This is a genomic window from Allobosea sp. (assembly GCF_051860145.1).
Classification (GTDB): domain Bacteria; phylum Pseudomonadota; class Alphaproteobacteria; order Rhizobiales; family Beijerinckiaceae; genus Allobosea.
Genome location: NZ_JBHYEM010000016.1, coordinates 60511 through 80758, shown reverse-complemented (window position 1 = coordinate 80758; position 20248 = coordinate 60511). Strand labels below are relative to the sequence as shown.

18 protein-coding genes are annotated in these 20248 nt (G+C 66.4%); 4 read left to right on the top strand and 14 right to left on the bottom strand.

All coding sequences use genetic code 11. The annotated features are described in order from the left end of the window. The first annotated feature begins 63 nt into the window (after nucleotides 1–63). Nucleotides 64–1869: an SLC13 family permease gene (locus ACTIF2_RS21445; RefSeq protein WP_439499146.1), complete on the top strand. Its 1806-nt coding sequence runs from the start codon at nucleotides 64–66 to the stop codon at nucleotides 1867–1869. Between the two features lie 13 nt (nucleotides 1870–1882). Here the strand turns inward: ACTIF2_RS21445 and ACTIF2_RS21440 are convergent, their stop codons facing one another. From ACTIF2_RS21440 to ACTIF2_RS21395, 10 genes are all read right to left on the bottom strand, one after another. Beyond that, on the bottom strand, nucleotides 1883–3370 hold the full coding sequence (locus tag ACTIF2_RS21440) for an alpha/beta hydrolase (RefSeq protein ID WP_439499145.1): 1488 nt from the start codon (nucleotides 3368–3370) through the stop codon (nucleotides 1883–1885). 32 nt (nucleotides 3371–3402) lie between these two features. Beyond that, nucleotides 3403–3969 (bottom strand): HdeD family acid-resistance protein, encoded by a 567-nt coding sequence (locus ACTIF2_RS21435; protein ID WP_439499144.1) that lies wholly within the window; start codon nucleotides 3967–3969, stop codon nucleotides 3403–3405. A 1013-nt stretch (nucleotides 3970–4982) separates the two neighbouring features. Further along, entirely contained in the window at nucleotides 4983–5366 is a 384-nt protein-coding gene (locus ACTIF2_RS21430; RefSeq protein WP_439499170.1) for a carboxymuconolactone decarboxylase family protein, read from the bottom strand. A gap of 79 nt (nucleotides 5367–5445) precedes the next feature. Further along, nucleotides 5446–6678: an ABC transporter substrate-binding protein gene (locus ACTIF2_RS21425; protein WP_439499143.1), complete on the bottom strand. Its 1233-nt coding sequence runs from the start codon at nucleotides 6676–6678 to the stop codon at nucleotides 5446–5448. Nucleotides 6679–6742: 64 nt separating this feature from the next. Beyond that, nucleotides 6743–7450 carry an ABC transporter ATP-binding protein gene (locus tag ACTIF2_RS21420; RefSeq protein WP_439499142.1) on the bottom strand — a complete coding sequence of 236 codons (708 nt, stop codon included), beginning with the start codon at nucleotides 7448–7450 and terminating at the stop codon, nucleotides 6743–6745. After that, entirely contained in the window at nucleotides 7437–9194 is a 1758-nt protein-coding gene (locus tag ACTIF2_RS21415) for a branched-chain amino acid ABC transporter ATP-binding protein/permease (RefSeq protein ID WP_439499141.1), read from the bottom strand. The genes ACTIF2_RS21420 and ACTIF2_RS21415 overlap by 14 nt, the downstream gene beginning before the upstream one ends. Before the next feature lies 1 nt (nucleotide 9195). Then, nucleotides 9196–10140 (bottom strand): branched-chain amino acid ABC transporter permease, encoded by a 945-nt coding sequence (locus ACTIF2_RS21410; RefSeq protein WP_439499140.1) that lies wholly within the window; start codon nucleotides 10138–10140, stop codon nucleotides 9196–9198. A 140-nt stretch (nucleotides 10141–10280) separates the two neighbouring features. Beyond that, nucleotides 10281–11702 carry an MmgE/PrpD family protein gene (locus ACTIF2_RS21405; protein ID WP_439499139.1) on the bottom strand — a complete coding sequence of 474 codons (1422 nt, stop codon included), beginning with the start codon at nucleotides 11700–11702 and terminating at the stop codon, nucleotides 10281–10283. A 39-nt stretch (nucleotides 11703–11741) separates the two neighbouring features. Continuing rightward, nucleotides 11742–12629 (bottom strand): NAD(P)-dependent oxidoreductase, encoded by an 888-nt coding sequence (locus ACTIF2_RS21400; protein WP_439499138.1) that lies wholly within the window; start codon nucleotides 12627–12629, stop codon nucleotides 11742–11744. A 130-nt stretch (nucleotides 12630–12759) separates the two neighbouring features. Next, the gene (locus ACTIF2_RS21395) at nucleotides 12760–13689 is read right to left on the bottom strand and encodes a LysR substrate-binding domain-containing protein (protein WP_439499137.1); all 930 of its coding nucleotides are present in this window, start codon (nucleotides 13687–13689) and stop codon (nucleotides 12760–12762) included. A 143-nt stretch (nucleotides 13690–13832) separates the two neighbouring features. Between ACTIF2_RS21395 and ACTIF2_RS21390 the strand changes: the two genes are divergently transcribed. Further along, nucleotides 13833–14573 (top strand): SDR family oxidoreductase, encoded by a 741-nt coding sequence (locus tag ACTIF2_RS21390; protein ID WP_439499136.1) that lies wholly within the window; start codon nucleotides 13833–13835, stop codon nucleotides 14571–14573. A 41-nt stretch (nucleotides 14574–14614) separates the two neighbouring features. Here the strand turns inward: ACTIF2_RS21390 and ACTIF2_RS21385 are convergent, their stop codons facing one another. The 3 genes from ACTIF2_RS21385 to ACTIF2_RS21375 form a co-directional block, all read right to left on the bottom strand. Then, nucleotides 14615–15583 (bottom strand): Bug family tripartite tricarboxylate transporter substrate binding protein, encoded by a 969-nt coding sequence (locus ACTIF2_RS21385; protein WP_439499135.1) that lies wholly within the window; start codon nucleotides 15581–15583, stop codon nucleotides 14615–14617. 92 nt (nucleotides 15584–15675) lie between these two features. Then, nucleotides 15676–16629: a sulfolactaldehyde 3-reductase gene (gene yihU / locus ACTIF2_RS21380; RefSeq protein WP_439499134.1), complete on the bottom strand. Its 954-nt coding sequence runs from the start codon at nucleotides 16627–16629 to the stop codon at nucleotides 15676–15678. 34 nt (nucleotides 16630–16663) lie between these two features. Beyond that, a complete protein-coding gene (locus tag ACTIF2_RS21375) occupies nucleotides 16664–17065 on the bottom strand; it encodes a carboxymuconolactone decarboxylase family protein (protein ID WP_439499133.1) in 402 nt (133 codons plus the stop codon). A gap of 183 nt (nucleotides 17066–17248) precedes the next feature. Here ACTIF2_RS21375 and ACTIF2_RS21370 point away from each other — a divergent pair, with 183 nt between their 5' ends. Continuing rightward, nucleotides 17249–18082, top strand: a complete 834-nt coding sequence (locus ACTIF2_RS21370; RefSeq protein ID WP_439499132.1) for an N-acyl homoserine lactonase family protein — start codon at nucleotides 17249–17251, stop codon at nucleotides 18080–18082. Further along, nucleotides 18079–18873: an SDR family oxidoreductase gene (locus tag ACTIF2_RS21365; RefSeq protein ID WP_439499131.1), complete on the top strand. Its 795-nt coding sequence runs from the start codon at nucleotides 18079–18081 to the stop codon at nucleotides 18871–18873. The genes ACTIF2_RS21370 and ACTIF2_RS21365 overlap by 4 nt, the downstream gene beginning before the upstream one ends. A gap of 5 nt (nucleotides 18874–18878) precedes the next feature. On the opposite strand, the gene ACTIF2_RS21360 is transcribed toward ACTIF2_RS21365, so the two are convergent. Further along, entirely contained in the window at nucleotides 18879–20213 is a 1335-nt protein-coding gene (locus tag ACTIF2_RS21360) for an MmgE/PrpD family protein (RefSeq protein ID WP_439499130.1), read from the bottom strand. Nucleotides 20214–20248: the final 35 nt, after the last annotated feature.

The window sequence follows — 20248 nt, the reverse complement described above, 5'->3', positions numbered from 1 at the left end:
CGATCGGGCCGGGCGCCGCTCGCAACGACCTCCGGGCTCCCTCGGCGCGAGACCGCACGAACCATGAGCCCGATCGAGAGCACCGCGATCGTCGTCGCCGTCACGATCGCCCTGTTCGCCTGGAACAGGCTGCCGGTGGTCGTCGTCGCCTTCGCCGCCGCACTGTCGCTCTGGGCGACGGGCGTGGTCACGCTGGAACAGGCGCTGGCAGGCTTCGGCGATCGTGCCGTGCTCTTCATCGCCAGCCTGTTCATCGTCAGCGCCGCGCTCGAAAAGACCGGTGTGACGGCCTGGGCCGGCCAGCTCCTCATCGCCAAGGCCGGCGAGAACAACCGCACGCGCCTGCTGATCATCATCATGACGGCCGCCGGCTGCCTGACCGCGCTGATCAGCGGCGGCGGCGCAGTCGCCGCGCTGATGCCCGTCGTGGTCATGGCGGCGATCCGCCTGCGCCAGTCGCCCTCGCAGCTGCTGATGCCGCTCGCCTTCTCCGCCCATGCCGGCGCGAACCTGCTGCTCACCGGTGCACCGAAGAACATTCTGGTCTCGGAGGCGCTCGAGGATGCTGGTCTGCCGGGCTTCGGCTTCGCCGAGTTCGCCCTGGTCGGGCTGCCGCTCCTGCTGGGCACGATGGCGATCATCCTGCTGCTCGGGCGCCGCCTGCTGCCGGAGCAGAGCAGTGCGCGGCTGCCCGCCGATTTCAGCCGCCATGCCCAGACGCTCGTCGAGCACTACGGGCTCGTTGACGGCGTATTCCGGCTGCGCGTGCGCGCCAGCTCGCCCTATGTCGGCATGGCGACGGCGGACGTGGATCTGGCCGGCGTTCCACGGCTGGAGCTCATGGCGGTGCAGGCCGGGGCTTCCGCGATGCCGCTGCGCGGGCCAACCGTCTCCGAGGGCGATTATCTGCTCGTCAAGGGCGATGCCGAGGCGGTCGCAAGCCTCGCAACCGACAAGCACCTCGCCCTGCGTGACGATGCCGCCGATGAGGGGGACAGCCTGTTCAGCCGCCATTCCGGCCTCGCCGAGATCGTCATCCCGCCGCGCTCGGCCCTGATCGGCCGCGCGATGTTCCCCGGCATGGTCACCGATAGCGGCGACCTCGTCGTGCTGGCCGTGCAGCGTGCTGGTGTCGACCTCGAACCCGGCGACGTGCTCCAGGCCGGCGACACCATGCTGCTGGAGGGCAGCTGGAAGGCGCTCGACCTCCGCCTCAACGATCCCGATGTGCTGGTGGTCAATTCGCCGGATCTCGTCCGGCGTCAGGCCGTACCGATGGGAGCCGGCGCCGGCGTTGCGGTCGCGGCACTCGCCGGTCTCGTGCTCCTTCTCGCCACCGGCATCGTGCCGCCGGCCGTCGCGGGCCTCACGGCGGCATGCGCGCTGATTATCGCTGGCATCGTCTCGGTCGAGCAGTCCTATCGTGCCATCAACTGGACCACCGTGATCCTGGTCGGCGCGATGATGCCGCTTTCGACCGCGATGGTGCAGTCGGGCGCCGCCCAGCTCGTCGCCGACTCCCTCGTCGCGCTGACCGGCGGCGCCGGGCCGCTGGTCTTCCTCGCCGGGCTCTTCGTGCTGACCGCGAGCCTCGGTCAGATCATGAGCAACACAGCGACGACGATGCTGGTGATCCCTATCGCCATGGCGGCGGCGACCAGCCTCGGCGTCTCGCCGCGCCCGATCATGATGAGCCTGTGCATCGCCGGCGCGGCCTCCTTCCTGACCCCGATCGCCACCGCGACCAACCTGATGGTGATGGGCCCGGGCGGCTACAGCTTCGGCAGCTACTGGAAGCTCGGCACGCCGCTGATGATCTGGTTCTTCATCATGTCGGTGTTCTACGTGCCGCTGATCTGGCGGTTCTGATCGAAACCCGCCGCTACTTGCCCGCCGGCACCGCCGTCGATGCAGGCGCCGCATCGCACAACGGCTCGTCGACCCTGTCGATCAGATAGGGAAAGAACGGGTTCGACGACATCCGCAGCAGCGAATCCAGGTTCACGATCAGGGTGCCGCGCTCGCCCCGCGCCGCGACCGAGCCGAGCTTGATACCGAAATCCTCGCCCGGATCTGGGTTGAGACCATAGAGCGCGTCGCTGGTCGGAAACGGCAGTGCGACATGCGAGAGTGAAAAGACGTCGAACGGATAGGACAGGCCGAGATCGCGCGTCGTCTCAGCGGTCGCGCCGGCATCCGTGATGCGCTCGACCATGTCGCTTGAATCGGCGCTGGCATTGGTGATGATCGCGACGCGGAAATTCCGCGGCGGAGCCGGCAGCATGCGGGTCAGCAGCGTGTCGGAAGCCGCATTGAGCAACAGCCCGAACTTGGTCGAGCGGTTCAGGTCGAACAGCACGAGTTCGCTGCCGTTCGCGGGAAGATGGACATAGAGCGAGGTGATGATCGCCCGCGTGCTTACAGTGAAGTCCATCACCGACTGGAAGGTGATGAGCGGCGCCAGATCCTTCAAACGGCCCTCGCGTGCAAGCCGCAGGATCTTCTGTTGCAACGCATTGGTCAGCAAATGCGACTGCCGCGCGCCATTGACCGGAAACGAGTTGTACTTGAACGGGTTGAACTCCGGCAGGACGCTGAGCCAGGCGGCCTTGGCAAAGCGCGGCATCAGAGCCGGCAGTCCGGCAAGGCCGGCGAACCGCGCAAAGGCCGTGATGCCGATCATCGGCGAGATCAGCACGATGCGGTCGGGCCGCGCCAGATCGGCCGTCTCGAGCGCATCGAGTGCATACATCAGGGCAAGTGCCCCGCCGTTCGAGAAGCCGACCAGATGCAGAGGCAGGTGAGGTTCGACTTGCCGCCTCGCCTCGCGCACGGCCAGGCGCGTCGCCGCAAGCCAGTCCTCCCATTCGACCTCGGTGAGCCCCGCCGGAACCGTGCCATGGCCAGGCAGGCGGATCGCGATGGCGAGGAAGCCGCGATCACGATATTGGCGGGCGACGTGGCGCAGGCTGTAAGGCGAGTCCGTCAGCCCGTGCAGGAAGACCGCGACGCCGACCGGCTTGCCCGCGGGCTTCATGACGTAGGAGCGGTTCCAGTCCTGCTTGAAGTGACCGGGATAGATCGCGCTGCCGTCGAAATAGCGATTAACCGGAACACGCTCGTCCGGCGCCAGCTTCTGCGTGACCTCGGTCCGGATGCTCGCGAACGCCGCCGCCTCGGCGGCCAGATAGTCAACCCAGCTGGCGCTATCGAGTTTCGAAAGCGGGAGCTCGTCCGGCACAAAGGTATGCCACGGCTCGAGCGGTGCGCCGCGCTCGGTGTCGTAGATCCGCAGCCCGAACAGGGACAGGGCGACGATTGCGAGCACCGCCACGCCTCGCTTCAGCGTCTTGCCGATGAAACCACGCATCCTGCCGACCTTCGGTGCTCTCGACCTCGCGCTCAGGTGGCTGCCCTGCGGGCGGCGAGCGCGATCGCGATATAGGCCCAGCCGGCGAAGAGCAGCGAGATGCCGACCAGCGTGCCGGGGGCGTAGGCCCCCTCACTGGGAAGCCGCATCGCTAATGCCGCACCGACCGCGACCGTAATGGCGCCGGACAGGACCATCCAGATCACGCCGCGTTGGGCGCGCATCCTGAACGCAAGGCCGAGTTGGGCGAGCCCTTCTGCCATGAGCACCAGCGCGATGACGACGGTGATGGCGACCGCGCCCTTCATCGGGTTGAAATAGACGAGCAAGCCTCCAAGCAGCTCGATCGTCCCGGCGAGCAGTTGCCAGGCGAACCCGCCCGATTCCCTCATCAGGAAGGACTGGACGATCTTGACGATCCCGCCTGCGGCCAGGACCAGGCCAAGGAACAGGGTCACGGCCATGGTCGAGATGGCGGGGCTGGCGATCGCGACCGCGCCGCAAATGATCAGGGCAGCCCCCAACATGGTGATCTTGCTTGAAGTCGCCCGGCGGTAACCGGGCAGCTCGCCGGTCAATTGGGACGAGGTCTTAGCCATGGGGCCGGCCTCCCTTCGAGCTTGCGTCAAGGCCAAACATCCGACCGCCGGGCCGAAGACCGCCGGCGAGCGACCTGCGACCGGAGCCATGCGTAGTTATGCCGGTCCTGAGGGGAGCGGATGAGCAGGGAATCCCAGAACTAGTCAGAGAATCCCGTTCTTTCGATTTCAGGTTGAGGCGCCAGCCTCGCTTGTTGACAGGCAATCACCGGTGGCAGGTTGATCGAAGCGCAGGAGGAATGGGACATGGAAGCTGGTAGCGCCGTTGCGGCCACTCTCCTTCGTTTTCATCGAAGGATCGAAAGGTATCCGCCCCCTGCGATCCGATAGACGTCGCTGAAAGCTCCGCCGAAGCCGCGGGTGTGAAAGAGGGTCGCCGAGTCGAGCCTTGCGCCCGGCATCAAGCAGGTCAAGTCCGCTCATCGCTCGATCAAACCTCGATGACACAGACCGGATCGAAGCGGGGATTTTCTCGACCTCCATGCATATTTGGGTAGCCGGCCTGATTTGCCAGCGCGCGCGTACGCCCCACCTTGTTCGTGCGACGGTCCGTGAATCCAGAACTCTCGCTGGAAATCGTCGATGAGGGCGCTGAGGTCCGACGCGAATGGCGGCGAACGCGAATTTCCCTGATGCCGCTGCAACGTCCCGTAACGGGTGGACACCGGTTATTCTAATGCCGCCCTTAGGATGTCCGGTTCCGGGCAGGAGGCTAATGTCCGGAAGTGGCGCGAGGCAGAACTGGCAAGGGAAACCGTTGAGGCTTCCAACCATCAACTCACAATGGGCCGCATGCTCTTCTGTTGTGAGCGCCGGTCGAACTCTCTGAGAGTTCGCAGTTTTATTCCGGATGGCTGAATGTGGCGCGCCATTCAGGATAAAACTGCGAACACCTATGTATTTGAGATTGCGATATGATTCCTGGATCGGCCTATCCAGACGCTTCGCTTCGGAGGAGCATCGGCTCCTCCGAAGTGTTGAACAGACACGATGTCACGGCTCACAGGCCGTCATCAGCCGGCCGCCTCGGCCTCGTTGAAGGCCTCGCGCGCGATGCGGAACGAGTCCACGCCCGCGGGGATGCCGCAATAAATCGCGACTTGCAGGAAAACCTCGCGGATTTCGTCCTTAGTGACGCCGTTCTTGAGGGCGCCCTTGATGTGCATCTTCAGTTCGTGAGGGCGGTTCAGCGCGCTGATCATGGCGAGATTCAGCATCGAGCGCGTCTTGCGTGGCAGGCCATCGCGGCCCCAGACGGCGCCCCAGCAATACTCGGTCGTGAGTTCCTGCATCGGCATGTTGAACTCGTCGGCCGTCGCCAGCGACTTTTCGACGAATTCCTTACCGAGCACGTCCTTGCGGATAGCGAGACCACGATCGAAGACGTCCTTGCTCATGTCTTTCTCCAGGTTCGGCGGTAGCAAGCCCGGGCATCGCCCAGGCGGGAGGGCCGGCATCGCAGCCGGCCCGGATTCGTCATTTCTTGGACCAGATGGCCTGAGTCATCGCGAGATCGGGCGGGAAGACGGTGTTCGGCATGCCGCTCTGCCACTGCACGATGGTCAGGCCCGCATTCACGCGTCGGCCCTTGTTGTCGAACTTGATCAAGCCGCCCGGGTAGTATTTCGACGGCCCGAGATCGAGGGTGCGCAGCGCCTGGGCGACGGCTTCCTTGTCGGCCTTGCCAGCCTTTTCCAGCGCGGCGGCGACGACCCACATATCGGCATAGGTCGAGATGCCGTTCTGGGTCATCCAGGGTTCGCCATACTTGCTCTTCAACTCGGCGATCAGCGGCTCATGGCCCTTGGAACCCCAGCTGCCGACGCAGGTCATCACGCCCTGCAGCAGGTCAGCGCTCATGGTCTTGAGCATTTCCGGCTCGGCGATGGCGATTCCGAAGGAGATCGTCGGAATGCGCGCTTGGCCGAGACCGAACTCGTTCATCTTCTCGAGGATAAGCTTGCCATCGGAAATCACCGTCGGGAGGAAGAACAGCAGGTCGGGCCGAGTCGCGCGGACCTTCTGCACCAGCGGCGTCGCGTCCGAGAGCGGCGGGGTGAAGGTCTCGTCGACGACGAGGGTCAGGCCATGCTCCTTGAGCAGGCGCTCGCGCATCGGCTTGACCGAGGCGACCGAGGCTCCGGTGTTGTCGGTGATGATCGCGACCGTCTTCGGCCTGACGCCCGTCGCCTTCTCCGCGACCTTCATCACCTCGGGCAGGCATTGCTCGGCCTGCGAGGCCGCCGTCGCGGACGTCTGGAAGACGTATTTGAAGCCGCGATCCGTGATCAGGTCGGAATAGGACAGCGTCAGCATCGGCAGGCTGGCCCGCTCGGTGACCTCGGTCGCAGCGAGCGTGAAGGAGGAGAGGTAGGCGCCGCTGGCGGCAACGAGGTCGGTCTCCTGCGCCACCATGCGCTGGGCGGCATTCTTGGCCTTCTCGACCGTGTCGCCGGAATCCAGCAGCACCAGCTTGAGCTTGGCGCCGCCAAGCGCCTTGATGCCGCCTTGCGCGTTGATGTGCTCGACGGCCATCTCCGCGCCCATCTTCATGACCTGGCCGGGGCGGGCATAGAGGCCCGACAGTGGCACCAGCAGACCGACCTTCACCTCGGCCGGGTTCTGAGCGGCGGCAGGGAAAGTCAGGCCAAGCAATGCCAGCGCGGGCAGCGCGGCAAGACTGCGGGTCAGGGATCGTCTCGTCGTCATCGCTTCGTCTCCTCCAGTGTGTCGCCGCTGTAGCCGCGGCTTTCAGGTCTTCGGTGAGGCTCGGTCACATGCCGAGATAGGCTTGCCTGACGCGGTCATCCGCGCGCAGCGTTCGATTGTCGCCCTCGAGGACGACGCGGCCGGCCTCGAGCACATAGCCGTGGTCGGCGGATTCCAGTGCCTCGGCGACGCGCTGCTCGACCAGCAGGATGGTCAGCCCCGTGTCGCGGCGGATCTCGATCAGCTTCTCGAAGATGAAATCGGCGATCGCCGGGGCGAGCCCCATCGACGGCTCGTCGAGCATGAGGAGCTTCGGCGAGGAGGCGAGGCCGCGACCGATCGCGACCATCTGCTGCTCGCCGCCCGAGAGCGTGCCGGCGAACTGGCCACGCCGCTCGGCCAGCACCGGCAGCCAGGTGAAGATCCGCTCGATATTGTGTTTCCAGTCGCGCTGGCCGGCAGCCGTATAGGCTCCCATCTCGAGGTTCTCGAGCACGGTCAGCGAGGGGAAGACCTGCCGCCCCTCCGGCACATGCGCGATGCCGAGATGGGCGCGGCCGGCGGGCGCGATCGTTGCGAGGTCGACGCCCTCGAAGGCGATGCGGCCCTGCCGCGGCGCCAAGATTCCCGAGATCGTCTTGAACAGGGTCGTCTTGCCGGCTCCGTTCGGCCCGACAACGGCGACGAACTGCCCGGCATCGACCGAGAGCGAAACGTCCTGCAGGACGGGGAGTGCCGAGTATCCGGCCAGAACATTCTCAAGCCTGAGCATCGGCCATCCACTTCTTCCCGAGATAGGCCTCGATCACGCGCGGATCGCGCGTCACGGCGTTGGGCTCGCCATCGACGAGGACGGCGCCGTGATCGAGGACGAGGAAGTGATCGACGAGCTTCACCATGGCCTGCATGGTGTGCTCGATGATCACGATGGTGATGGAGTCAGCGGCCAGGCGACGGATGACGGCCACGACCTCGTCGGCCTCGCCATGGCCGAGCCCGGCCAGCGTCTCGTCGAGCAGCAGCAGCTTCGGCTGGCCGGCGAGTGCGCGCGCCAGCTCCATCAGCCGTAGCTCCTTCGTCATCAGCTCGCCGGCGAGCTTGTCGGCGACATCCGAGAGTCCGACTCGCGCGACCGCCTCAGCGGCGAAGCGTTTCGCCTCCTCGTCGTCGGGCGTCGCGACATAGGCGCCGAGCACGACGTTCTCGGCCACCGACATGCGGAGGAACGGGCGCATCACCTGGAAGGTCCGGCCGACGCCGAGCGCGCAAATCTGGTGTGGCTTCATGCCGACCGTCTCGCGGCCATAGACCTTCACCTCGCCCTGGTCGGGCTTGAGGAAGCCGTTGAGCAGGTTGAACAGCGTGGTCTTGCCGGCGCCGTTGGGGCCGATGATGCCGAGGATCGCACCTTCGGGTACATCGAAGGAGATGTTCTGGTTGGCCTTGAGCCCGCCGAACGATTTCGAGACATTGCGTACGCTGAGCGCCACGGCTGCGTCCTTGCCGGGCTTGATCCGGGCGAGCGCAGTGCCCTCACGCGATGCGGCAGGCAGGATCGAGCCGGCACCGATGCGTGAGCGCTTGGTGAAGCGGTCGCGGAGCTTCCAGTAGACGCCTTCGGGGGCGATCAGGATGACGCCGATGATGGCGAGGCCATAGACCACGCCCTGGATGCCCGGAAAGCGCGAGCCGAGTTCCGCATGCAGGATCTCGGCGACCGGAATCAGGAAAGCGGCGCCGATAACCGGCCCCCAGACGCTGCCGATGCCGCCGAACATGGCGACGGTGAGCGCCTGCGCCGAGACCAGCATGCCGAAGACGGAGGGCGGCGTCACGACCAGGAGCACGACCGCATAGAAGCCGCCGACCATGCCTGCGATGGCGCCGGAGACGGCGATGGCCTTGAGCTTCCAGGCGAGCGTATCGATGCCGGCAGCCTCGGCCGCGGCCTCGTTCTGCTTGATCGCGAGCAAAGCGCGCCCGAAGCGCGAGCGCTCGATCCATTGCGACAGCAACATCACCGCGACAAGCATCGCGAGCGCGAGCAGGGTGTAGACCCTGTGGTCGGCGAACTGCATGTAGGCGGCCGGGTTCTCGCGCTTGATCGGCAGCGTGAGCTCCTGATAGCCGAGCCATTCGAAGACGTAGAGCAGCGCCAGCGGGTAGGCGAGCATGGCCAGCGCGAAGTAATGCCCACGCAGCCGGAAGGTCGGGAAGCCGACGGCGAGCCCGGCAAGGCCACCGACCAGCGCCGAGACCGGGATCATCAACCAGGGGCTCAGATCGAAATGGATCTGCCCGAGCGCGGTCGTATAGGCGCCGAGCCCGAAGAAGGCGGCATGACCGAAGGAGACCAGCCCGGTATAGCCGGAAAGCACGTTCCAGGAGAGGCCGAAGCAGGCCCAGACCAGCACCAGCGTCAGCATGAGCTGGTAATAGGAATTGGTCACCAACAGCGAGAGCAGCGCATAGGCCGCCGCGAAGACCAGGACCGGCAGGAGCAAGGACAGACGCATGTCAGGTCCTCTCCACGACGCGACCGAAGAAGCCCTGAGGCCTCAGGAAGACGATCAGCAGGAAGACGACGAAGATCGCGGCGTTCTGGAGTTGCGTCGGCAGCACAAGCGTCGAGAGCTGCTGGACGAGGCCGATCGTCATGCCGCCCCAGAAGGCGCCGATGATCGAGCCCATGCCGCCGAGCACGACGCCGGCATACATGACGATGACGTATTCGAGCCCGATATAAGGCTGGAACGGATAGTTCGTGGCGAGCAATCCGCCTGCAATCGCGGTGATGCCGACGCCGAGCGCGAAGGCGACGCGATGTGCCCGGTCGACGTCGATGCCCATATAGGTCGCGGCCTCGGGATTGTCGGCGGCCGCGCGCAGCGACTTGCCGAGCCGCGATCGGGCGATCATCAGCGCCAGAACCGTGATGGTGGCGATCGAGAACAGCGCCGCGATGCCGCGCGACTTGTTGACGAAGATGCTGATGAAGTCGCCCCAGAGCGGGCCGAGCTCCCAGGCGCTGCTGGAAAGCGGCGTGCGAATCGAATGCAGCTCCGAGCCGAAGACGATCATGCCGCCGTTCTGCAGCACGAGCGCGATGCCGAGCGTCAGGATCAGCTGGGCGTAGTGGCCCTCGCCGTCGAGCTGGGCCGTGCGCGTTCCGGTGACCCTTGAGATCAGCGCCTTGTGGATTCCGTAGCCGAACAGGAAGAGCAGCGGCCCGGCCAGCAGGATCGCGATGTAGGGGCCTGCATAATTGCCCGCGAGCGCCTGGATGCCGAGCGCGCCCAAGAGGAAATAGGCGGCGTACATGCCGAGCATCATGAAGTCGCCATGGGCGAAATTGATGACCCGCATGACGCCGAAGATGAGGCCCAGGCCGACGCACATCAGCCCGTAGATCGCGCCGGCGAGCAGCCCTGCAGCGAGCGCCTGCAGAACGTTCTCGATCATTTGCGCCGTCATCGCACGGCCCTCCGCGCAGCCGAGGCTCGCGGTCGTCTGGTCACCACAGGCATTCCTCACTCCCCATTCGTTCGCGCCGGATCTTGTCGCCCGGCGTTCGTGTTCCGCGTCCCCTAAGAGGGATGCGGTCAGCCTTTCGCGGCCGCTTGTCTCGTACGGGCCGCGACGGCGCTGTCGCCGGCCAGGCACAGCCTCGCAATGCGCCCTGCATCCGCCAGCGTCTCCAGCCCGTCGATCAACGCCTCGATATCGTCGGCCCGGCGCAGGCCCAGGCGTTCGCCGGCAGCAGTGCGGAAGCGCGCGCGGATCTCGGATTCGGTTGCCGGCACGACATCCGACAGGCGATGGTTGATGCGCGTGCCGTTCCTGAGCGTGACGGTGACCTCTGCTCCCTGGCGCCCCGGGAAGGCGGCGGAAAAGCCGGCATCGCAACGCAGCCTGGCCAGCCGCGCCAGGTGTAGGATGACGGGTTCGTCGAGGCGGGCGTAATTGGCTTCCTCGACGACGCCGTGCCGGAGCGCGGCAGCGACGCCGTACTGGATGCTCATCTTGGCCTGCAGCGCGTGTGCGAAGGGGCCAGCGAAGTCACAGCCGGGGTAACGGATCGCGGCGTCCGGAAGATCGACTGTCAGGGTTTCGATCTCGCCTGGATCCTCGATCTCTCCGGCAACGCGCAGGGCTGCCTGACAGGCGGTCTGGGCGAAATTGCAGGCCGGAACCGGCTTGTTGTAGACGGCGAGAATCTCCGCCTTTCCGCCGGCGAACAGCGCGACGGGCGCGCGCGGCGGGCCACGGCGGAAGGCGGCGAAGAGCCCGGCCTCGCCTTCGAGGATGGTCTCGGAGGCATCGGCGCCGGCAGCCGCAAGCTCAACCGATGTCACGGCGCTGCGTGCCGCAAAGCCCGGATGGAAATACATGTCGCTGGCGCCGGTATGCGGCCACTGGTTGAGACCGCTGGAGGTGTTGGCCGCAAGGCCGAGCGCCGCGACTGTCTCGTCCTCGCTCAGCCCCAGCAGGACCGCGCCTGCGAGCGCTCCGCCGAGCGGGCCGACCGTTCCAGTCGGTCGGTAGAGGCGCGCGAGGTCGGCATCGAACAGGGCCCGCCCGAGCCGCGCCCCGCCCTCGTAGCCGACCAGGGCGGCCTTGAGCATGGCGGCGCCGGAACAGCCATGATCCTGGGCGAGCGCGAGCAAGGTCGGCCAGACGACGACGCCGTGATGGCTGATGCTGCCGGCATGCATGTCCTCGCGCACCAGGCCATGGCCGGTGGAACCGTTGGCGAAGGCCGCCTCGCCCGGCGTCGCGAGTATGTCGGAGCCGATGATCGTCGCCCCATCGGCGCGCGGTTTCGCGATGGCCCGCGCCTGCCGACTGGTCGGCAGCTCATAGGCCTCGAAGCAGCAGGAGAGGAAGTCGATCAGGCAGATCTTGAGCTTGGCCGAGACCTCGGGGCCGAAGCCCGCGGGCTCGGCCGCCAATGCGGCCCGCGCCAGCATGCGCGTCAGCGAGGCGGCTGACGGAGTTGGCATATCGGCGTGGGTAGCGGGCATGGCGCGCTCCTTCCGAAACCGGCCTGATCGGGGGCGGGGTCAGCCGCGGATCTCGACCCCGGCCCATTCCTCCAGCACCTTGGCGATGCTGGTGAAGTCGGATTGCGCGCCAAACCTCGCCTGCGTCACCGCAAGCATCTGGCGCACCGCGGCGCCCACCACCATCGGCACGCCCATAGCCTCTGCCTCGTCGACGCAGAGCCGGACATCCTTGTAGGAAAGCCCGGTGGCGAAGCCGAAATCGAAGGTGCCGGGCAGGACCGCGCGCGGGAACTTGTCCTCGGTCGCGCTGCTGCGCCCGCTTGAGACATTGACGATGTCGATCAGAACCCGGGCGTCGAGCCCGGCCTTGACGCCCATCGCCATGGCCTCGGAGGTGATGACCAGTGAAGCGGCGGCCATCAGATTGTTGACGAGCTTGGCGGTCTGAGCCAAGCCCGGCTTCTCGCCGGTGAAGAAGATCTTGCCGAACGTCTTAAGGATCGGGTCGAGCTCATCGAAGGTCGCCCTGGGACATGAGACCATGACGGCGAGCGTGCCGGCGGTCGCGCCCTTGATGCCGCCGCTGACCGGGCTGTCGACGGAGACGATATTCTTCTCGGCCAGGCCCTTCGCCACCACGACCGCAGCGCCCGGACCCGATGTCGAGAGGTCGACCATGACGCGGACGCGTCCGCCCTCACTGACGCCATCAGGGCCCAGGGCCACGGCCTTGACGATGTCGGGCGTCGGCAGACTGACGAAGACGATCTCGGTCTCGTCAGCTACCGCCTTGGGGGACGCCACGACTTTCGCGCCCTTGGTGGCGAGCGCGTCAGTCGCTTGCTTCTGGGTGTCGAAGATGACGAGCTGATGCCCGGCCTCGATGAGGCGGGAGACCATCGGTGCGCCCATGCGGCCGACGCCGACGAAGCCTAGAAGTGCCATCCCTGAAATCTCCCTGCGCCGGGCGCTGCGGCTCCGGCGTCTTCATTCGTTGCCAGCAAGGTAGCGAAGCCGTGCAGCCGGCGGCATCGCCATGGGTCGAATATCAGTCATGCCGATCGCGGCAGTTGGCTCAGCGACCTTTCGGCAGCCAGAGGCCCTGCTCGGTCAGGCTGCGCACCTCCTGGCGCACCATGGCGACGAGCGAGCGCATCGCGGGCGTGGTCGGCCGCTGGCTGGATGTCGCAAGGATGAGCTGACGGGTGATGCCCGGTTCGACGATCCGCCAGGCGCGCATGCGGCCCTCCTGCACGCGGGCATAGGCGGTCGAGTACGAGAGGATCGTATAACCCACGCCCTTCTCGACCAGGCCGAGCGTGGAGGGCATCGCCTCGACCTCGATCTCGACGCGCGGCACGATCCCGGCTTCGCCCAGCATCGAATCGATCAGCATCCGCAGCCCGTGCGGGCGCGCGGGCAGGATCAACGGGATTTCGGAGAGCAGGCGGGCAGGAACGCTCTCTCCATCGGGCAAGACGCCACCTTCCGCAGGGCCGAGCAGGAAGAGCTCGTCGGTCAACAGCGGTTCGGCCCTGAGACTCCCGGTGCGCGGGGCGTTGTAGAGCACCGCGACGTCGATTTTGCCGGTCAGCAGCCATTCCAGCACATGGCCGCTGAAGCCTTCGATCACGCGCAGCGAGATCAGCGGGAAGGCCTCGCGGAAATGCTGCACCAGCGGAACCGTCAGCACAATCCCGACCGAGGGCGGCAGACCGATAACGATAGTGCCGCGTGGGCTCGACTTCAGCGCCGTGACCTCGCTGGCGGCGCGGTCGACAGTCTCGATCACATCCTTGGCGTACTGGTTCAGCACCTTGCCGGCTTCCGTCAGCACCGTGCCGCGACCGTTGCGGTAGAACAGCTCGACGCCGAGTTCCTGCTCAAGCGCCTTGATCTGCCGGCTGAGCACGGGCTGCGCGATGCCCAGCACGCCGGCCGAGCGCGAGAAGCTGCCGAACTCGGCCAGGGTCGAGAAGGCCTTGAGCTGCTTGAGATCGATCATCGTCCACCCTCTGCGAGACCAGATCCGGCATAACAGCTAGCACTCCCGCGGTGGCGGACAGCCTCTGGCGGCTGTGGCAGTTTCAGCGCCGAGGAACGTTCACGAGCGAGGCGCCGGAGGCGACCACGCCGAAGGAGAGGCCGATGACCGTCGAGAAAACCCGCACCGTCCTGTTGACCGGCGCCGCCGGCGGATTGGGACGCGCCTTCGCCAAGGGGCTCGTCGACAGCGGCCGCCGCGTGATCCTCGTCGATCGCGACAAGGAGCGGCTCGACGCGCTGGCGGCCGAACTCGGCGCGACGACCTATCCGATCGTGCTCGACATCAGCGACGCGGCTGCGGTCGACGCCCTGCCCTCGAAGATCCCGACCGAATTCCAGCCGATCGACGTACTGTTCAACAATGCCGGGCACGACATTGGCGGGCGCACGGCCTTCGCCGAGGGCTCCCCGGACGACTGGACCGCGATCATCGAGACGAACCTGATCGGCCTGATGCGCGTCACCCGCGCCATGCTGCCCGCGATGGTCGCGCGCAATCAGGGCCACATCCTTAATATCAGCTCGATCAACGCAGTGCGGATCATCCCCGACATGACCGCCTACAGCACCAGCAAGGCTGGCGTGCACATGTTCACGCAGACGCTGCGCGGCGAGCTTGCCGAGACCGCGCTGCGTGTCACCGAGTTTCAGCCGGGCCTTGCCCGAACTGGCATCATCGTCACGCGCTATCGCGGCGATACCGAGAGGGAGAAGGCCTATTTCGACCAGTTCAAGATGGCGCTCGATCCGGAGGACGTCGCCCGCTGCGCTCTCTTCGTGCTTGACCAGCCGCCACATGTGCAGATCGCCGAGATGATGATGCTGCCGGTGAATCGGTTCTGAGGCGCGCACAGCAAGGCGCGCGGTTCCTGGGTGCGCCGGTTTCATTCCGGCTTGATGCCGGCCTTGGCGAGCAGGGTCGTCCAACGCGTCAGTTCCGAAGCGAGGAAGGCTTCCATCGCCTGCGGTGTCGCCTTGTCCCGCGCGACGGGCTCCATGCTCAGTTCGGCGAAGCGCGCGATCACGGTCGGATCGGCAAGGGCGATGCGCAAGGCCTCACCGAGCTTGTCGACGATCGGACGCGGGGTGCCGGCCGGGGCATGCATGCCGTACCAGGTCGAGACCTCGAAGCCCGGCAGCCCCGCCTCGTCGGCGGTCGGAAGGTCGGGCAGTGCTTTCACTCGCGTCTTCGTCGTGACCGCGTAGCCCTTGATCTTGCCGGACTGGATCTGCGGCGTGGTGCCGGTAGCCGGCTCGCAATAGACGTCGACATGCCCCGCGATCAGGTCGTTCAGCGCCGGCGCTCCGCCCTTGTAGGGGACCCAGGTCAGTTGCTTGTCGATCGCGCTCATCAGCAGGACGCCGCAGAGATGCGAGGCCGAGCCCAGACCGACATTGGCGTAGTTGACCTTGTCGCCCTTGGCTTTGAGATCGGCGACGAGTTCCTTCAGGTCCCTCGCCGGGTAGTCCTTGCGACCGACGATGGTCATCGGGACGTCGGTCACCATGCCGATCGGCTGGAAGTCCTTGATCGGATCGAAGGGCAGCTTCGAATAGAAGGAGGGCGCAGTGGCGTGCCCCGTATGCATGAGCAACAGGGTGTAGCCGTCCGGCTGGGCTTTCGCGACGCGGTTCATACCGAGCGTGCCGCCGGCCCCGACGGCGTTCTCGATGATGATCGTCCCGCCAAGGTGAGGTCCCATCACCCTGGCGAGGAGGCGGGCGATGATGTCCGCCGGTCCTCCGGCCGAGAACGGCACGATCATCGTAATCGGTTTGGCGGCCGGATAGTCCTGCGCCATGGCGGATCCAGCAACGAACAGCGACAGGGCCAATGCGAGCGGCTTGAACATGGGCGATCCTCCTGAGGCGAGGGCTGATTCGCCGGATCGCTCCGGACGTCGGCCCTTCGGGTTTTGCGTGAATCCGGCCGTCAGCCGGCAGATCAGGCCTTCGGGCGGGAGAAGGGATCGACCTCCTGCTGGGAGGTCGGCTTGTAGGGAATCTCCTCCGGTAGGCCGGCGAGCTCGCGGATCACGGGATAGATCGCCGTGTAATCCTGCGCGCCGCGCCCAAGAGAGCGGGCGACCGAGTAGCTCTGCAGCGCAGCCGCCCCCATGAAGACGGGAACATGGTTGCGTGCAGCAAGCTCGATCGCGAGGCCGAGATCCTTGTGGGCGAGATCGACCTGGAAGCCGGCCGAGAGGTCTCCGCGCAGCACCTTGTTCGGGTAGGTGATGTTCATGTGGCCCAGCCCGGCGATCGTGCCGCGCATGACATCGAGCGCGAGTTTGATGGTGATGCCCGCCGCTTCCGCCAGCGTCAGCGCCTCGGCCGTCAGGGCGTTGAGTGAGATGCCCATGAAGTTGTTGACGATCTTGGCGCGCGAGCCGCCGCCGAGCGCGCCGCAGTCGACCGTCTGGCTGCCCATGACGTCGAAGGCGAACTGCGCCTTACGGATGTTCTCCGGCTCACCGCTGGCGAGGATGAGAAGAGCGCCGCGCCGTGCCTCGATCGCCGAGCGACCGACCGGCGCGTCGAGCATGCGCAGGCCGCGCGCCTTCATGTCGGCCGCGAGGGCGTCGGTCTCCTGCGGCAGGATCGTCGACATATTGATGAAGACGGCATCCTTGGCGAGCGTGTCGCTGACACCGAGGGGGCCGAACAGCGCGGCCCGCACATGCGAGGCGTTGGGCAGCATGGTGATGACGATGTCCGCCCCTTCCGCTGCTGCCGCGGCCGTGGACACAATGCTGCCGCCCGCGGCGGACAGCGCCTGGCAGGCCTTGGGCGACAGATCGAAGCCGACGACCTTGAAGCCGGCGGAGACCAGGTTCTCGGCCATGGGCAGCCCCATCGTGCCCAGTCCGACGAAGCCGATGCGCTTCTGTTGTGTCATAGCCTTCACTCCCGTCTTTATGTCCAAGTCCGCCTCAGCGGCCCGCGTCGATGTCCTTGAACACCTCGACAGCGACCTTCATGCAGTCGAGCGCGGCAGGGACGCCGCAATAGATCGCCGCCTGCAGCACGACCTCCTGGATTTCCTCGCGCGTGACGCCGTTGTTGAGCGCTCCGCGGACATGGAGCCGAATCTCGTTGGGGCGGTTGAGCGCAGTCAGGAAGGCGAGATTGAGGAAGCTGCGCGTGCGCCGATCGAGCCCCGGACGGCCCCAGACCTCGCCCCAGCACCATTCGGTCACGAGCTTCTGCAGCGGCGCCGTCATGTCGGTCGCGCCCTCGACGGACTTGTCGACATAGGCCGCTCCCAGAACCTCGCGGCGGATATCGAGGCCCCTCTTGAACTGCTCACCGTGGAATTCCGGGCGGGTCGTCATGTCTGGCTATCCTGTCTGAGGCTGGTCCGGCAGGGCGGGCAGCGGTGGCATCTGGAGCCATGCATAAGGCAAAGGTCGGCAGAGCGTCAATTATTGTATGACGGTATTATTGTGTGCTGATATGAAGCACCCGCGGCGATGCATAGACAGCGCCCGTGACGATGACGGGAGGAGAAGGCCAGAATGACGACGACGCAGCATGGCCGGGCCAGCGCGCCCGAGCCCTTCGCGCTCTATGCCCTGCGCTATGCCAACCATGGCGGACGCAAAGCCTGGGACAACATGATCGGGGGCGATCCGCATGAGGACGGTTCGGACCTCGACTATTTCGTCTGGGTCGCCCAGCGTTCCGACCGGACCTTCATCATCGACACGGGCTTCGACACGGAACAGGCGGTCGCGCGCAAACGCGACCTGATCCGCAAGCCCCATGAGGCGCTCGCCCTGATCGGCATCGACGCCGCCAAGGTAGACGAGGTGATCCTGACCCACCTGCACTACGACCACGCCGGCACGCTCGGCGCCTTTCCGCGCGCCTGCTTCCATGTCCAGGATGCGGAAGTCGCCTATGCGACCGGGCGCTGCATGTGCCACGGCTTCCTGCGCCATCCCTTCCATGTCGAGGACGTCGTCTCCTTCGTGCGCCACGTCTATGCCGGGCGCGTCGCCTTCCATGACGGAACCGTCGAACTGGCCGACGGGCTGACGCTGCATCGCACCGGCGGCCATTCCGGCGGGCTCCAGATCGTACGGGTCTGGACGAAGCGCGGCTGGGTCGTGATCGCGTCGGACGCCTCGCATCTCTACATGAACATGCAGAAGGGCCTGCCCTTCCCGGCCGTGCACGACGCTGGCGCGATGATGGAAGGCTACCGCACCATCCACCGGCTGGCCGATTCGCCACAGCACGTCGTGCCGGGCCATGACCCGCTGGTGATGGCGATCTACCCGCCAGTCTCGGCCGAGCTGACAGGCATCGCGGTGCGGCTCGACGAGACGCCGAAGGAGTTGCCATGACCGGCAGGATACTCGAAGGGCGGCATGCGCTCGTCACGGGCTCGGTCGCCGGGCTGGGATATGCGATGGCGCGCGGGCTGGCGCTGCAGGGAGCTTCCGTCACGCTGAACGGCCTGGCTGCGCCGGGCGTCGGCGAAGCCGTGGCGGCCGCGTTGGCCGAGGAGGCCAGCGTCGAAGTCGCGTTCGATGGCGCGGATCTGGCGAAGGCCGAGCAGATCGAGGCGATGATGACAGCGGCTGCCGGACGCGCCGGGCCGGTCGATATCTTGGTCAACAATGCCGTCATCCGGCATTTCCAGCCGATCGAGAGCTTCACCGCCGCGCAATGGGACGCCTCGCTCGCGGTCAATCTGTCCGCCGCCTTTCATGCGGCGCGCCTCGCGCTGCCCGGCATGAAGGCAAAGGGCTGGGGCCGGATCGTCAATCTGTCCTCGATCTATGGCGCGCGCGGCGCCGAGAACCGCATCGACTATGTCACCACCAAGACGGCGCTGCTCGGCATGACGCGGGCAATCGCGATCGAGACGGCGCAAACCGGCATCACCTGCAATGCGCTCTGTCCCGGCACGGTGCCCTCCCCCGCGATCCTCGAGCGGATTGCGGGCATCGCGCGCGAGCAGGGTGTCAGCGAGGACAAGGCAGCGCAGGACTACATCGCACCTCGCCATCCGACGGAACGCTTCGTTGCGCTGGACAGCGTCGCGGCGTTGCTCGTCTTCCTATGCAGTCCGGCCGGGCAGGACATGACCGGCACGACCTTGCCAATCGACGGGGGCTGGCAGGCGCGCTGAGCGCGTCAGCCGGAGGCGGCCATCGCGATGACGCTTCCGGCATCGAGCGCTTCGTCGAGGCCCCACAGGGCGGTCAGCAGCGGCTCGGGGTCGAAGCCCGGGCAGCCATGGGCGGCGAGCGTTCGGAACTTCTCCGAGATTTCGGCGTCGGACAGCGGATTGTCGGTGCTGCCGCGCGCCGCATCGACGACATGGTCGAGCACGCCGCCATTGGAGAGCGTGATCTCGACCCGCGCGCCATCGACCGTGTGGCCTGCCGCCTGACCGACCGAAACCTTGCTGCGCAGCGCCAGCACATCCGCCGCCCTGACGCGGGCATCACTGAATTCCGTGACCCCCGCGCGCCCGTCGAGCCAGGCAACCGCGACGGCATGCTGGGCGCTGACCTGCGCCTCGCGGCCGGTCGTGACGGCCGGACGATCGGCCCGCTCGCCGAGCAGGGGATGGCCGAGCACGCGGATGCCGGCGATACGCTCCGGCGGCACGAAATTCTGCTCCCGGAGAGCGAGCACTGCATCGATGACCGGGTTCAGCACGACGCCACAAGGATAAGGCTTGTAGGTGTTGCGCAGCAGCTCCCAGCGCTGGCCGAGCCCTTCGGTCAGGCCGTCAAAATCCGGTTCGCCGCCCATAACCTGCAGGAAGCCGCGTGGCCCCTCCACCGGTAGCTCTGGCCCCTCGACGCCGTTCTGCGCCAGCAGCGCCGCCAACAGCCCGCCCCGTGCCGATTGTCCGACGCCGATGCTCTTGGCCATGGTGCCCAATGTCTCGACCAGTCCGCATGACTGGGCCGAGGCATTGCCGAGCGCCCAGAGCATGCGCGTCTCGTCCAGCCCGAGTACCTTGCCGATGGCCGCCGCTGCGCCGAACACGCCGCAGGTTGCGGTGATGTGCCAGCCCTTCTTGTAGTGGAAGGGCGAGATGGCGTTGCCGAGACGGCATTCGATCTCAACGCCCAAGATGAAGGCGTGAAGCAGTTTCGCGCCTGTCATCGAGTGCCGCTGGGCGAAGGCGAAGAGCGGCGGGGCGACCGGGGCGGACGGATGGATGATCGTGCCGGGATGCGTGTCGTCGAAATCGAAGACATTGCCGGCGAGCGCATTGGTGAACGCTGCGTCAAGGCAGCTCATCTGCTCGCGCCGGCCGATCACGGTCGATTCCGCCGGTGAGGAGAAGGGCGCCAGAGTCTCCGCCGCGCGGCGCGTGGCGTCGTCGCTCGAGCCGCCGAGGGCAGTGCCAATGACGTTGACGACAGAGCGCTTCGCTTCGTGGCGCAACGCCTCGGGCATGTCGCGCCACTGCGAGTCGACAACGAAGCGGGATAGGCTACGGGAAATCATGCAGGTGCTCTCGATGGGTCAGGACGCGTCGTGGC

Coding starts and splice junctions, on each gene's coding strand:
- ACTIF2_RS21445 (WP_439499146.1), top strand. CDS start 64: ATGAGCCCGATCGAGAGCACCGCGATCGTCGTCGCCGTCACGATCGCC.
- ACTIF2_RS21440 (WP_439499145.1), bottom strand. CDS start 3,370: ATGCGTGGTTTCATCGGCAAGACGCTGAAGCGAGGCGTGGCGGTGCTC.
- ACTIF2_RS21435 (WP_439499144.1), bottom strand. CDS start 3,969: ATGGCTAAGACCTCGTCCCAATTGACCGGCGAGCTGCCCGGTTACCGC.
- ACTIF2_RS21430 (WP_439499170.1), bottom strand. CDS start 5,366: ATGAGCAAGGACGTCTTCGATCGTGGTCTCGCTATCCGCAAGGACGTG.
- ACTIF2_RS21425 (WP_439499143.1), bottom strand. CDS start 6,678: ATGACGACGAGACGATCCCTGACCCGCAGTCTTGCCGCGCTGCCCGCG.
- ACTIF2_RS21420 (WP_439499142.1), bottom strand. CDS start 7,450: ATGCTCAGGCTTGAGAATGTTCTGGCCGGATACTCGGCACTCCCCGTC.
- ACTIF2_RS21415 (WP_439499141.1), bottom strand. CDS start 9,194: ATGCGTCTGTCCTTGCTCCTGCCGGTCCTGGTCTTCGCGGCGGCCTAT.
- ACTIF2_RS21410 (WP_439499140.1), bottom strand. CDS start 10,140: ATGATCGAGAACGTTCTGCAGGCGCTCGCTGCAGGGCTGCTCGCCGGC.
- ACTIF2_RS21405 (WP_439499139.1), bottom strand. CDS start 11,702: ATGCCCGCTACCCACGCCGATATGCCAACTCCGTCAGCCGCCTCGCTG.
- ACTIF2_RS21400 (WP_439499138.1), bottom strand. CDS start 12,629: ATGGCACTTCTAGGCTTCGTCGGCGTCGGCCGCATGGGCGCACCGATG.
- ACTIF2_RS21395 (WP_439499137.1), bottom strand. CDS start 13,689: ATGATCGATCTCAAGCAGCTCAAGGCCTTCTCGACCCTGGCCGAGTTC.
- ACTIF2_RS21390 (WP_439499136.1), top strand. CDS start 13,833: ATGACCGTCGAGAAAACCCGCACCGTCCTGTTGACCGGCGCCGCCGGC.
- ACTIF2_RS21385 (WP_439499135.1), bottom strand. CDS start 15,583: ATGTTCAAGCCGCTCGCATTGGCCCTGTCGCTGTTCGTTGCTGGATCC.
- yihU (WP_439499134.1), bottom strand. CDS start 16,629: ATGACACAACAGAAGCGCATCGGCTTCGTCGGACTGGGCACGATGGGG.
- ACTIF2_RS21375 (WP_439499133.1), bottom strand. CDS start 17,065: ATGACGACCCGCCCGGAATTCCACGGTGAGCAGTTCAAGAGGGGCCTC.
- ACTIF2_RS21370 (WP_439499132.1), top strand. CDS start 17,249: ATGACGACGACGCAGCATGGCCGGGCCAGCGCGCCCGAGCCCTTCGCG.
- ACTIF2_RS21365 (WP_439499131.1), top strand. CDS start 18,079: ATGACCGGCAGGATACTCGAAGGGCGGCATGCGCTCGTCACGGGCTCG.
- ACTIF2_RS21360 (WP_439499130.1), bottom strand. CDS start 20,213: ATGATTTCCCGTAGCCTATCCCGCTTCGTTGTCGACTCGCAGTGGCGC.